This window comes from Syntrophus buswellii, from assembly GCF_046097065.1.
Classification (GTDB): domain Bacteria; phylum Desulfobacterota; class Syntrophia; order Syntrophales; family Syntrophaceae; genus Syntrophus; species Syntrophus buswellii.
On sequence record NZ_CP175563.1, the window covers coordinates 2,457,696 to 2,470,217 of the forward strand.

The following is a 12,522-nucleotide window of genomic DNA, read 5'->3' on the forward strand; positions in this document are numbered from 1 at the left end:
CGGCGGAAACGCCGCAGAGAACTTCCTCCCGGAATCTTACCATCCCGATTCCCCATCAACGTCCGCCCGCATGGCGGCATCGTAGGCTCCGCCGCATTGGGGCACATGCCCGCGCCCCCTCTGCCGTGTCGACCGGCCGTTATCTTCGCCCGGCCACGGGATTACAACTGCTTGTTCACCCGCCGCCGGGATGGGTTTCTCAGTTTGCGGATGACATTGATCTCGATGGGATCGGGAATCTCCTCCTCGCTTTCCCCCTTCTCCAGCTCTTCGTCACCGTAATCCATTCTCTCGCTGATTCCAAAACGCATCCGGAGAACCTTTTCTTCCCGGGGGGTAAGCGTCGACAAGATCTTTCTTGTCTGCTCCGCCAGGTCCATGCTGATTGTTGCTTCCGAAGGCGACATGATCTTCTTGTCCTCGATGAAATCGCCCAGATGGCTGTCCTCCTCTTCCCCGATGGGCGTTTCCAGCGAGATGGGCTCCTTGGCGATTTTCAGAACTTTTCTCACCTTCTCCAGGGGATACTCCATCTTGTTGGCAATCTCGTCGGGACTCGGCTCCCGGCCCAGCTCCTGCACCAGATAACGCGAAGTGCGGATCAGCTTGTTGATGGTCTCAATCATGTGCACGGGAATCCGGATGGTTCGGGCCTGGTCGGCAATCGCCCGGGTGATCGCCTGCCGGATCCACCAGGTTGCATAGGTTGAAAATTTATATCCCCGCTGATATTCGAACTTATCCACGGCCTTCATCAACCCGATATTGCCTTCCTGGATCAGGTCGAGAAACTGCAGGCCACGGTTCGTATATTTCTTCGCGATACTGACCACCAGGCGCAGATTGGCTTCCACCAGCTTCCGCTTGGCCTCCTCGGCCTTTTTTTCGCCGTTCTCGATGTTAAAGAGTATTTTTTTGAAGGCGGTGGTCGAGTAGCCTGTCTCCCTCGAAATATTCTTGAGCTTCCGGTTGGCCTCCCGGATCGCGGAATCCGCGGCTTGCAGCTTATCCAGCGTAATGCCGTACTCTCCGCAGACAGCCTCCTCCGACTCCTTCTTCAGCCTGGCACAGGCCTTTTCGATCTGCGTGAGCGAAAGGCCTGTTTCATCCTTGCACCTCTGGATGTCCTCCTCTGCCTTTTCCAGGTCGGAAAGGTAGACCTTGATATTGGAAATGAGCTTGTCGATCTGTTTTTTCCCGAACCGGACTTTCCGGCAAAGCCGGGTAATGGCTTTCTTGTTTTTTTCCAGCTGGATTTTTAAGGCCTTTCTATCCTCCTCTCCGATGTCCTTCGCCTTGAGCCTCTGAAGAATGACTTCGTTCTTGCCGTCCAGCATGGCGACCTTATCGAGCAGTCTTACAACACGCTCCCGCTGGGTATCCTCCTCGACATAACCGTCTTCATCCTCGAGATTATCAATGACATTCTTGATGCGGATCTCATCCGTTTTCAGCTTTTTCCCGATATCAACGACGTCCTTTACGGAGGCCTTGACGCCGAAGACGGCCCCCATGGCCTCGGAAGCGCCCTCTTCAATGATCTTGGCAATCTCCACCTCACCCTCACGGCTCAGCAGGGACACGTAGCCCATCTCGCGCAGATACATCTTCACCGGGTCGCCCGTTTTGCCCACGACGGACATCATATCGACGAGTTCGCCTTCCTTTGCTGTGGTCTCGTGCTCTTCGACGGGGCTCTTCACCAGGATCTTTTCGCCCTTGTCCGTATCGATGATATCGATGTTCTTTTCTCCAAACAGCATGATGATATCGTCGATCTGATCGGAAGACGTGATGTCGGACGGCAAAAGGTCGTTTACATCGTCATACGTCAGGAATCCCTTTTCCTCGCCCAGCGAGATCAACTTTTTAAAGTCTTCTGATTGTATATCTTTTCCCATAACGGTCACTCCATGAATTCGGTGAATGATCAGGACAAAAAGCCGGGGAAGGCCTACAAATCCTTTTCTTCCCTCATTAATCGCTCTTTTTCCATTAAAAGTTTTCGGCCAAGATCTGAATCTCCGGAGGATTGAGCAGCCGACAGACGCTCCGTCAGGCTTTTATGCCGCTCCTTGTACCAGCGCCTCTTCACCTGCCGGATCATGTCAGAGGAGAGAGGCCCCAGGCTCTCCTTCGAAAAAGGGCTTTCCTGGATCAGCAATTTCACCAATGCCTCCGAACGTTCGGAAGGCTCCTGCCCCTGGAGAAAGGAAAGGGCGCTTTCGGGAGCCGGGTTTGCCTCCCCGGATACGTAGCGGCCCCAGGCCTCTCCGATGGACTTCAGTTCGCGATCCAGAAAATAGTTCATCGCATTTGCCTCAACGACGGAAGGAACAACCGTCGGACATTCCATCATGAGATGAATGAGATTGACTTCCGGTCCGGCCGCTCTTTTTTCCGGCCGCCGGGACGGTGGGGCTTCCCTGCTTCGTTTTGGAGAAAGCCGCCCGTACACTTCTTTTTTCAGGATGTCCTGATCGATGCCCAGCTTCTCCGACACCCGCTTGATAAAGAGATTCCGGTCGATGACATCCTCGATCCCGGTTATGAACGCAGCCGCCCGGACGGCGGCTTCTCCCCGCTCCTCGAAGGTCGCACCTCCCCCAATGACGGTGTCGATATAATAATCAACGATCGAGGGGGCCTCTTCCACTCTCCGTTCCAGAGCCTCTCCGCCGAAGCGGCGTACAAAATCGTCGGGGTCCAGCCCTTCAGGGAGAATGACGGCCCTCGCATCCATGTGCGCCGCAACGAACAGCTCCACGCTTCTCGCCAGCGCCTTCTTTCCCGCCTCGTCTGAATCGAAGAGAACGGCAGCCCGCTCGGCATAACGCTTGATCAAGACGACATGGTCCCTGGTCAGGGCCGTGCCCAGCGTCGCCACGACATTCCTGATTCCCGCATCCCAGAGAGCGATCAGATCAAAATATCCTTCAACGAAGATTCCATACCCCTTCTCTCGGATCGCGTCTTTCGACGAATTCAATCCGTAAAGCTGCCTTCCTTTGCTGTAAGCAGCCGATTCCGGCGAATTCAAGTACTTCGGCTCGCCGTCCCCCAGAATTCTGCCTCCAAAGGCGATGATCCTTCCTTCCACGTCCTTGACGGGAAACATCAGCCGGTGACGAAAGCGATCGTACTGAACGTCCGGCCGGTCTTCCTTGACCACGATGAGGCCGGCTTCGGCGGCCATTTTTAACGAAACCTTCTGCTGTTCGAGATGGCTCTTCAAATGCCGCCAGCCATCGGAAGCATATCCCAGGCCAAATTCCTTTATGGTGGACTCTTTCAGCCCCCGTTCCTTCAAATAGCTCAGCGCAGCCTTCCCGCCGGGGGATAACAGGTTGGCTGTAAAATAGGCTGCTGCAATGTGATTGATTTGGATGATCTGCTCTCTGGCATTGGGTGAATGTTTTCCCCCTCGAAGAAAAGGAGAAGCAGGAAGAGCAACCCCCGCCCTGTCCGCCAGCAGCTTCAAGGCCTCTGGAAAGGTCGCGTTGTTCAGGCGCATCAAAAAGGCGAAAATATCCCCTTTTTCTCCGCAGCCGAAACAATAGAACATCTGTTTTTCACGATTCACCGTGAAAGACGGGGTCTTTTCGTTGTGAAAAGGGCACAGCCCCAGAAAATTCCTCCCGGCTTTTTTCAGGGAGACATACTCCGATATCAGTTCAACGATATCCAGCCTGCTTTTGATTTCCGCTACCTTGTCCCCGGGCTGAACTCCTTTCACTTCGCCACTCCGTCACGGCCGCATCATCACGAACCGGAAAGCCTCGCCTTCAACCGTTCGTTGACCGCCTTGCCGTCCGCCTTTCCCGTCACCTTGGGCATCAGGACTTTCATAACCTTCCCCATATCCTTGATGCTGGCCGCCTGGACCTCCTGGATGGCCTTTTCAATCTCGGCATCCAGTTCCTCTTCGGAGAGCTGTTGGGGCATGAACGCCTGTATCATCTCCAATTCCAGGGACTCCTTCTGAACTAAATCGTCCCTTCCACCGAGTTTGAATTGTTCGATGGAATCCCTTCTCTGCTTGGCCATGGATGAGAGCAGCTGCAGGACTTCCGCTTCGTTCAGCTCCCTGTGCAAGTCTATTTCCCTGTTGTGCAGGGCGGCCTTCATGAGACGCAGCGTCGAAAGACGCGCCTTGTCCTGCTGCTTCGCCGCCTTTATCAACTCTGTTTCCACGATTTCCTTGAAGCTCATTGTTTCTCCCTTTTTCCGTTCTTTGTTCCGCCATTCCGGGATTTGCCCCTTACTACAGGATGAGGATTCATCAAAAGCAAAACAACACACAAGGGCGGACTTGCGTGCTGGGGATTAAACGAGGAGTTTCTCTTTGAAAGAATAAGGATCTATGGCTGCACCTCTGCGGATTTCAAAATCACCATGTCATGAAAGAGCCTTACATTACACATCAGGAAGCGGCCAATCCGCGGAGCAGACAGCCGCGCAGGAATGCATCTGAGAATCAATATCGTAACTAAATTTAATTACTTCTTAAGACTTGTCAACGTCTTTATTTATCCAACTTCATCCCTCAGTTTGCGCCCCCCCAGCACGTGCATATGGAGATGGAAAATGACCTGGCCGCCCTCCGCGTTGCAGTTGATGACGACTCGGAACCCCTTTTCATCAATGGATTTGAGCTTGGCGACTTTCTGGGCCGCGGCCATCAACTTCATGAGATCCGTCATGGAATCGGAGGAGACATCCATCAACGTGGAGATGTGGCGCTTGGGAATCACAATGACGTGCACCGGTGCCATGGGGTGAATGTCATCAAAGGCCAGTACGGAATCATCCTCATAAACCCTGGAGCAGGGAATCTCACCCCCAATGATCTTGCAGAACAGGCAGTCTTCCGACATGTTGCGCTCTCCTTCTTTGATAAAACATTCCGGCAGATTTCAGGTTTTCGGTCTCTTCCTTTCCTGCCGTCCTCCCCTTCCGCCCGCTTCAGAGCCAGGGGGGGCAAGCCGGACAGATGGAGGCGATGCAGGTTCATTTCGGGCGCGGCCCGGAAAATGGACGGGGCTGCCAGAGGAAGGAACACGCTGTTCGCACCCCGGGCTTCAGACCCGCTTCGTCAGGCGGATCGCCTCTTCAAGGGAAATGGCACCTGAATAGAGGGCCTTGCCGACAATAACCCCGGAAATGCCCGCCTCTTCCAGGGGAAGGAGCTTTTTGATGTCTTCGAGGGTCGCGACTCCACCGGAGGCGATCACCGGAATTTCAATCTCTTCGGCCAGGCTTTTCGTAGCATCCACGTTTACCCCGGTCTGCATCCCGTCCCTGCTGATATCGGTATAGACCACGGCGGCCACGCCGCGGTTTTCGTAGGACTTTGCCAGCTCCGAAGCCGTCATTTCGCTCTGCTCCGTCCAGCCCTCGACGGCAACTTTCCCGTTGGCCGCATCGATGCCGAGGATGATGCGCCCCGGGAACATTTCACAGGCTTTATACACAAGCACACGATCCTTGAGGGCGGCCGTTCCCAGAATCACCCACTGCACCCCCATATCCAGATAGCTCTTTGCGGTCGCCAGGTCCCGGATTCCGCCGCCGATTTCCACGGGGAGGGAGACCTCCCTGACAATTTGACGGATGATCCCGGCATTGACCGGTGCGCCGGCAACCGATCCGTCGAGATCCACCAGGTGCAGGCGCTCAGCACCTTTCTCACGCCACAACCGCGCCATCTCTGCAGGGTGGTCGGAGTATACCGTGACGCGGTTAAAGTCTCCCTGAAGGAGCCGTACGCATTTTCCATCCTTCAGATCTATTGCAGGAATAATAACCACTTCGAAAAACCCTCTCAGTAATTGACGGATTTGACACGACCGGGCCTTGACGCCCTTTGGGAAAATCTTAAACCGGGCCCGCCGGAACGCCTATTTGGAGACAGAAACCGTTAGTTCGCACCGGGAAAGGTCTCAATCATTCCCGCCGCACCTTCATCGGTAAGCTCCCTGGCTGTCAGCCAGCGGCCCCGCTCCTTGTAAAAGGCAAAAAGCTGGAAGATGTTTTCCATCAGCGACGTCTGGGTTTTGTCAAACTTGCCCCTCCAGATCAGTGAGCCGTCGCGGACATCGATGAGATGCAGGGCAAAGGCGACCGAGGCGGCCTGGTCCGTCCCGTAAGCGTAACCTTTGCGCTCCCGGAAACGATAAACATGGCCATACAGGATCGCATCCGCGCCCAGCTCCCGCCCGACCTTGCTCAGGGAGCCCTTCAGGGAATCCTTCAGGAAATTCGAGGAAATCCGCTGATATACCCCCTGGGTTCTTTCCGGCGGAACGATTTCGAATTTTCCCGTCTTCTCGAGCCGCGACAGGACAACTTCCTCCACAACCCTTTCGGCTTGAGGCTCAACACTGCCGAGAGTCACAACGGCACCGCAAACCTCGCAACGCACCGTATTGTCCACGGCGTCATCCGAATCGAGCTTCTGGATGGGGAATACGGCGATGCGGTGAACGTTGATCGGCTCATCCAACGCATAGGTTTTCGTTGAAAGATTGTGCGGAGCGCAACCGATGAGAAATACAGACAAGATGACAGCAACCAGGAGGCAGGCAACCGCAGGCCTCCTGGCTTTCAATAGGATGAACAAAGTCCCCATTTCCTCTCCCCGTGACGGCATAAATGTTAACTTACAAGCAGCCTTTTGTGGATAGCACACCGGAAATCCTGTTGTCGGTGGTTACGGCCATGCTCAATGCACGGGCAAAGGCCTTGAAGATGGCTTCTGTAATGTGATGGTTATTTTCACCATAAAATACATTGATATGCAAGGTGATTCCACTATGATCTGAAAAGGACTTGAAAAATTCCTTGATCAGCTGAAGATCGAACCCTCCGGCCCTTGCACCGGGAGAAAATTCGACGCGGTACACCAGGTAAGGCCTTCCTGAAACATCCACGGTCACGGAGCACAAGGTCTCGTCCATGGGTACGGTCGCCGTTCCATATCGGGTCATGCCGGTTTTGTCACCGACGGCATCCTTCAATGCCTGCCCCAGGCAGATGCCCATGTCTTCCACAAGGTGGTGGTCATCGATCTCGGTATCCCCCCGGCCCTTGATCGTCAGATCAAAAAGTCCATGCCGGGCGAAGAGGGTCAGCATATGATCGAAGAATGGGACCGAGGTGTCTATGGCGGCCCGGCCGCTGCCGTCGAGATTGATTTCCACAGAGATGTCGGTCTCCGAGGTGCTTCGTTGAACCCTAGCCTGTCTTGCTGTCATTGCTCCCGTCAACACTCCTTTCCCGATCTTGCCCGTTCGTCTCCGGCCTTTCCGTTCCCCCTGCCCTCAAATGACCTTGTGCAGGGGATACTCGATGATCCCTTCGGCCCCGCCCTCCTGGAGCAGGGGGATCAGGTCCCTGACGGACTTCGCATCAAGGATCGTTTCAACCGCAAGCCAGTCGGTGGAATACAGGTTGGAAATCGTCGGAGCCCTCAGTGAGGGGAGCAGCTGAATCACCCGATCCAGGTTCTGCCTGGGCACGTTCATTTTGATTCCCACCTTGCCCATGGCCTGGAGGGAACCGTTCAGCAGCGTCCGGATCTGTTCGATCTTCTGACGCTTCCAGGGATCATCCCAGGCCGCCTCGTTGGCGATTAAAACCGTGTTGGTCCGCATCAGTTCATGGATGATTTTCAGGTTGTTTGCTCGAATCGTGCTCCCCGTCTCGGTGACTTCCACGACGGCATCCACCAGGCCTTCAACGACCTTGGCCTCCGTCGCCCCCCAGGAAAACTCGACGTGAACACGGATGTTTCTCTCCTTGAAGTACCGCTCCGTAAAGCTGCGCAGCTCCGTTGCGATGCGCTTTCCTTCGAGATCCTCTATCCTGGTGATCGGAGAGTCCTCCCGGACAACGAGGACCCACCGGGCCTGCTTGGCCGATGTCTTTGAGTAGACTAGGTCCTGTATCTCCACGACATTCGAGCCGTTTTCGATGATCCAGTCCTTTCCCGTCAACCCCATGTCCAGCGTGCCGTCTTCCACGTACCGGGACATTTCCTGGGCCCTGACCAGGGTGCAGGAAAGCTCCTCGTCGTCGACATCGGGGAAGTAGCTTCGACTGTCATAGGTGATGTGCCACCCGGCCCTTCCAAAAAGATCGACGGTTTTCGTTTCAAGGCTCCCCTTGGGTATCCCCAGCTTCAACTTATTATTCATTTATAGACGTCCTCCGGATCCACCAGTCTTTCGCCGACAATTTCGACGCCCCCGGCGGTGATCTTCCTGTAGAAACAGGACCGGTAGCCCGTATGACAGGCCGCGCCGGCCTGCTCGACCTTCAGAAGAACCGTATCCTCATCGCAGTCGATCCGAATCTCCCTGACCGTCTGAAAATGACCCGATGTCTCACCCTTGATCCAGAGGCTGTTCCTGGAGCGGCTCCAATAGGATGCTTTTCCGGTCTCCAGAGTTTTAAGCCAGGCTTCACGATTCATGTACGCAAGCATCAGCACTTCGCCGGTGTCGTAATCCTGGACGATTGCAGGTATCAATCCGTTTCCTTTTTCAAAATTCGGTTCCAACATCCTGTTTCTCCTCGCTGAATATCACCCTACACAAACGCGTTTTTAATAAAACGCATCTATTATCAAAGCAGGAAATGCTAATTTAAAAACCCCTGATGATCAAGCTTTTTTTCCATTTTCCCCCTGATTTCTCTTGACTTTCATTTTAGAGCAACCTATCTCAGAACAGATGATGCGATACAGCGCTCAGAGGCTCCAATGTCCGCTGAAAACATTTGCTTTGAATTCTCGGGGCCGTTTTATTTATAATGAGTCATCACATTATGTAAGGGAGGTAAACGGCGATGTCACTATTGACCGGCGGCGCAATTTCGACGTTTCTTGGGTTGCTTGGGCTGATCTTCTGGTGGTCTGATTTCGTGGCGCTCTTGAAAGGGGCCGTCCCCATATTCCTGATCCTGGGGGGTGTCCTGGCCGTCTATATCGGTTTCGATGACATCCAGGACAAATTGAACCGCGAGCGGCAGAAGCAGGATGAAGAGCTGGCAAGGGCGCGGGATGAAATCGAGGCCGTAAAGGCCCAGACCAACCTGTATCGTGAAGAGCTGGACAGGTTGAGGGAAGGGGCTTCGAAGACATCCGCCGGGGAGTGACTCTCTTCTGAAAACACTCAGCTGCCATGACCTGTCCTGTCGACGAAAGACATTCTTTTTCCTTACCGCCTTCTGAAATATGCACTATTTTTTTAATCCTCAGAGCATTGCCGTCTTCGGTGCAACCCCCAAAACCTTCAAGGGGGGATATGCCATTCTCAGGAATCTGATTTCGACGTTCCAGGGACGGATTTATCCCGTCAACCCCCAGCATGCAAGCATTGAAGGCATTCCCTGCTTTCCCGCTCTGGCGGACATCGAGGGACCCGTCGACCTGGTGATCCTCTTCATCGCGGCCAGGATGGTTCCCGAAGCGCTGGAGCAATGCGCCGCCAAAGGCGTCCGGGGGATTATGATCGAATCGGGCGGATTTGCGGAGACGGATGACGAGGGAAGAGCCCTTCAGCGGGCGATCTCGGAATTTGTCAGACGAACGGGAATCCGGGTTTGGGGACCGAACTGCATGGGGCTCGTGGACGGCATCAGGGGGCACATCTTCTCTTTCACGGACCCGAAGGTCCTTCCTTCCTGCCTCCTCCCCGGACCGGTGTCCCTGATTGTCCAGAGCGGCATGCTCTCCGCGGGGTTTGTCGTCGACATCTTGAGCCATGGGATCACCGGCTTCAGCAAGATCTGCTCGATCGGCAACAAGGCGGACATCCACGAAAGCGACGTCCTTGCCCATCTCCTCGAAGATCCCGACACCCGTTCCGTCGGCCTCTATCTCGAATCCTTCATTGACGGCAGACGCTTTCTGGATCTTTGCCGGAACAGCGACAAACCCGTGGTCGTCCTGAAGGGGGGAAAGAGCGAAACGGGGGCGCAGGCCGCCATCAGCCACACCGCCAGCCTGGCAGGCAATTACCGGGTTGCCGCCGGCGCGCTCGCCCATGCCGGAGTTTACGAGGCGCAGGACTTCAAGCAGCTTGTCGATTTCTGCCGGACGCTTGCCCTCCACCCCCCCCGGCGCAGCCGATCCCGGGGACGGATCGCCGTGATCACCTTCAGCGGCGCTTCGGGCATCGTGTCCTCCGATTTCATGGAAGAGCAGGGTCTTAGCGTTGCCGAGCTTTCGGAGGCAACGAAAATCCGCCTGGGCCGCCTTTTTCCCCAGTGGATGCCCGTGGCCGATCCCGTGGACATCTGGCCGGCTATCGAACAGCACAGCGGAACGGATCTCGACATCTACAGCCTCGCCCTGGAAGCGGTTCTTGACGACCCGGGTGTGGATGCCGTCCTCGTCCATTCCTTTTCGGGATACACGCGAATCCGGCTGAACCTGGAGGAAATGTCCAGGCAGAGCCGCGCTTCCGGAAAACCCGTGCTGCTGTGGCTGCTGGGCAGGCATGAAGAGGTCTTTCAGGCCAGGAAAAGCGCCCGCGACCTGGGGCTCCTGGTCTTTCAGGAGTTGCACCGGGCCGTGGAGTGCCTGTCCATTCTCTTTCAGCCCTCGGGAAAGCTTCCGCGGTTCGAGGGGGCTCAGCCCGTCCCGGCGCCAAGTTCAACGGGGCTTTCAGCGGATCTTTCCCGCGTCCTGGAAGATGCGGAGGGTCCCCAGGATGAGTGGACGTCCAAAAGGATTCTTCAAGCCTTCGGTATTCCATCCGTGGAAGAGGCCGTGATTGAGGATTTTTCCCGATTCGAGGGGGTGGCGGCCCGGATGGGTTTTCCCCTGGTAATGAAGGGACTGCAGCCGGGGGTTGTCCACAAGACGGAGCACGGGCTGATCGTACTGAACATCCGGAATCCGCAGGAGGCAGGAGAAAGCTTTGAGCGGCTCATGGAGAGGATGAACGGTAACGGTTCGGTATTGCTCCAGAAGCAGGTGCAGGGGGGTGTGGAGCTGATCCTGGGCGCCATCCGTGATCCCCAGTTCGGCCCCTGCGTCATGATCGGCGTTGGCGGAGTCCTGGCCCATCTCGTCGCCGACACCGTTTTCGCGCCCGCCCCGCTGGGCCGGGAGGAAGCGCTAGACGCCATCGGCCGGCTGCGGACCCCCCAGATTTTAGACGGCTTCCGCGGATCTGAACCTGTCGACCGGAACGTGATCGCCGCTTTTCTGGTCAACCTGGGCAACGTGATGATCGGCTGTCCCCGCATCCGGGAAATTGACATCAACCCCGTCCTTGCGACTGGAAACAGCGCTGTTGCCGTGGATGCGACGGTCGTTTTAGGCGGCCCCATTTCAAGGACAGATCACCGGTAAGGAGAAAAAGGAGTGAAAGGTCCAAAAAAGGAAGTAGAGATTGCGAGCGACCCGGCTCTTGAAGAGGGAATCAGAAAAAGCGCCGAAGGCGGCGAGCTGAGCTGCGCGGCGGCCATGCAGATCTCCGCGCAGTTCGGAGAGACTCACGGGAATCTGGGACAGAGGCTCGACGCAATGAAAATCCGCCTTGTTAAATGTCAGCTTGGGCTTTACGGCTACAAGCCCGAGAAGAAGATTGTCCAACCTGCGGCGGAAGTATCGGCGGAGTTGGAAGAGGAGATTCGAAACGCCATGAAGGGAAATTCCCTGCCCTGCATAGAGGCTTGGGCCATCGCCAAGAGAAGAAGAATCCCCAAGATGGCCGTTTCCTCGGCCTGCGAAACCCTGAAGATCAAGATCAGCCCCTGCCAGCTCGGAGCCTTTTAGGGGGTCCGGCGGCCATAATTCTCCAGGTACCGGGTGGCCACGGCAATCATGACCCGGGCGTTCTCCCGGGCATGGGCCACAATCTGCTCGACCGTCAAAGGCTCTTCCGCCAGACCGTTTCCGTAATTGTCCACAGAGCAGAGCGCCCCATAGGCCAGGCCGAATTCCTGCGCCGTTACGGCTTCACTCGCCAGGGTCATGCCGACCAGGTCGGCAAACTGCGCGATCATGCGGATCTCGGCGCGCGTTTCCAGCCGGGGTCCCGGCATCTGGAAGTAAACCCCGTGGTTCACCGCATTCACCCCGCTTTGTTGGGCGGCTTCGAGGAGACGCCACCTCACTCCCGGATCGAGCCGCGGGGTCATATGGGCGTAGCGGTCCCGGAACATACTGGGAATGCCGGCCAGGAAAATGAAATCCTCGGGAATCATGATCGTTCCCGGCTTCCATTTTCGATGGAGGGAACCGGCCGAGTTGATGGCGACGATCTCCTTCACCCCCAGTTCGGCAAGGGCTTTCATATTGGCCCGATGATTGATCCGGTGCGGCAGGACGTATCGTTCGGGGTCTGCCCCATGCCGCGAAATAAAAGCGACTTCGTCGGAGCGCATCACCTCCGCAGGGCCGTATTCCGTCTCAATGAGCGCCTCCCGGAGATTTCCGAAAAGCTCGCCGCCCCGCGGGATGACCGTCCCGGAAAGAATTCCCAAAGGCCGCATCCGTCTCCTCAT

Annotated in this window: 13 protein-coding genes; 3 read left to right on the forward strand and 10 right to left on the reverse strand. The window is 55.9% G+C overall.

Going from position 1 to position 12,522, the window contains the following annotated elements:
* Window positions 1-161 precede the first annotated feature (161 nt).
* The 9 genes from rpoD to hisI form a co-directional block, all read right to left on the reverse strand.
* Entirely contained in the window at window positions 162-1,901 is a 1,740-nt protein-coding gene (gene rpoD / locus ACJ77P_RS11215; RefSeq protein WP_408998273.1) for an RNA polymerase sigma factor RpoD, read from the reverse strand.
* A gap of 53 nt (window positions 1,902-1,954) precedes the next feature.
* Window positions 1,955-3,736, reverse strand: coding sequence for a DNA primase (gene dnaG / locus ACJ77P_RS11220; RefSeq protein WP_408998274.1), 1,782 nt, complete (start codon window positions 3,734-3,736; stop codon window positions 1,955-1,957).
* Window positions 3,737-3,762: 26 nt separating this feature from the next.
* Window positions 3,763-4,212 carry a GatB/YqeY domain-containing protein gene (locus ACJ77P_RS11225; RefSeq protein WP_367359744.1) on the reverse strand — a complete coding sequence of 150 codons (450 nt, stop codon included), beginning with the start codon at window positions 4,210-4,212 and terminating at the stop codon, window positions 3,763-3,765.
* Between the two features lie 317 nt (window positions 4,213-4,529).
* On the reverse strand, window positions 4,530-4,877 hold the full coding sequence (locus ACJ77P_RS11230) for a histidine triad nucleotide-binding protein (protein ID WP_367359745.1): 348 nt from the start codon (window positions 4,875-4,877) through the stop codon (window positions 4,530-4,532).
* A gap of 204 nt (window positions 4,878-5,081) precedes the next feature.
* Window positions 5,082-5,810, reverse strand: a complete 729-nt coding sequence (gene hisA, locus ACJ77P_RS11235) for a 1-(5-phosphoribosyl)-5-[(5-phosphoribosylamino)methylideneamino]imidazole-4-carboxamide isomerase (RefSeq protein ID WP_408998275.1) — start codon at window positions 5,808-5,810, stop codon at window positions 5,082-5,084.
* Window positions 5,811-5,920: 110 nt separating this feature from the next.
* The gene (locus ACJ77P_RS11240) at window positions 5,921-6,631 is read right to left on the reverse strand and encodes a hypothetical protein (RefSeq protein ID WP_408998276.1); all 711 of its coding nucleotides are present in this window, start codon (window positions 6,629-6,631) and stop codon (window positions 5,921-5,923) included.
* Between the two features lie 31 nt (window positions 6,632-6,662).
* Window positions 6,663-7,256: an imidazoleglycerol-phosphate dehydratase HisB gene (gene hisB / locus ACJ77P_RS11245; protein ID WP_408998277.1), complete on the reverse strand. Its 594-nt coding sequence runs from the start codon at window positions 7,254-7,256 to the stop codon at window positions 6,663-6,665.
* Between the two features lie 66 nt (window positions 7,257-7,322).
* Complete coding sequence (gene hisG / locus ACJ77P_RS11250) at window positions 7,323-8,198, reverse strand: ATP phosphoribosyltransferase (protein WP_367359749.1); 876 nt, start codon at window positions 8,196-8,198, stop codon at window positions 7,323-7,325.
* Window positions 8,195-8,566 carry a phosphoribosyl-AMP cyclohydrolase gene (gene hisI, locus ACJ77P_RS11255; protein ID WP_367359750.1) on the reverse strand — a complete coding sequence of 124 codons (372 nt, stop codon included), beginning with the start codon at window positions 8,564-8,566 and terminating at the stop codon, window positions 8,195-8,197. The genes hisG and hisI overlap by 4 nt, the downstream gene beginning before the upstream one ends.
* 284 nt (window positions 8,567-8,850) lie before the next feature.
* On the opposite strand from hisI, the gene ACJ77P_RS11260 reads away from it, so the two are divergent.
* From ACJ77P_RS11260 to ACJ77P_RS11270, 3 genes are all read left to right on the forward strand, one after another.
* Window positions 8,851-9,159, forward strand: coding sequence for a hypothetical protein (locus ACJ77P_RS11260; protein WP_367359751.1), 309 nt, complete (start codon window positions 8,851-8,853; stop codon window positions 9,157-9,159).
* A 79-nt stretch (window positions 9,160-9,238) separates the two neighbouring features.
* Window positions 9,239-11,365: an acetate--CoA ligase family protein gene (locus ACJ77P_RS11265; protein WP_408998278.1), complete on the forward strand. Its 2,127-nt coding sequence runs from the start codon at window positions 9,239-9,241 to the stop codon at window positions 11,363-11,365.
* Between the two features lie 12 nt (window positions 11,366-11,377).
* The gene (locus ACJ77P_RS11270; RefSeq protein WP_367359753.1) at window positions 11,378-11,791 is read left to right on the forward strand and encodes a hypothetical protein; all 414 of its coding nucleotides are present in this window, start codon (window positions 11,378-11,380) and stop codon (window positions 11,789-11,791) included.
* Here ACJ77P_RS11270 and ACJ77P_RS11275 read toward each other — a convergent pair.
* Window positions 11,788-12,510 (reverse strand): MTAP family purine nucleoside phosphorylase, encoded by a 723-nt coding sequence (locus tag ACJ77P_RS11275; RefSeq protein WP_408998279.1) that lies wholly within the window; start codon window positions 12,508-12,510, stop codon window positions 11,788-11,790. The two genes, ACJ77P_RS11270 and ACJ77P_RS11275, sit on opposite strands and share 4 nt — an antisense overlap.
* Between the last annotated feature and the right edge of the window lie 12 nt (window positions 12,511-12,522).